The sequence below is a fragment of the Pseudomonas sp. IT-P294 genome (genome assembly GCF_949767865.1).
Taxonomy (GTDB): Bacteria; Pseudomonadota; Gammaproteobacteria; order Pseudomonadales; family Pseudomonadaceae; genus Aquipseudomonas.
The window spans coordinates 1-202 of the sequence record NZ_CATKQW010000053.1 but is presented as its reverse complement, the minus strand read 5'-3'; the positions used below and the strand labels follow the sequence as shown (position 1 = coordinate 202).

At 57.9% G+C, this 202-nt stretch carries 1 protein-coding gene; it reads right to left on the bottom strand.

Annotated elements, in window-relative coordinates:
• Positions 1 to 202 (bottom strand): hypothetical protein (locus ACM6I0_RS24400; RefSeq protein WP_414923489.1); only part of this gene is annotated, 202 nt, incomplete at both ends.

Sequence of the window (202 nt, the reverse complement as noted above, 5' to 3'; positions counted from 1 at the left end):
TACTGCCTCGCGGACGGAGGGATGTTCCGCCAAGCTGGCCGCAATCTCACCCAGCTCAATCCGGAAGCCGCGGATCTTGACCTGGTCGTCATTACGCCCCAAAAACGCCAGATTTCCGTTCGGAAGATAACGGGCCAAATCGCCCGTCCTGTACATCCGTGCTTCAGGCTTATCAGAAAAGGGATCGCGCAAGAACCGCTCG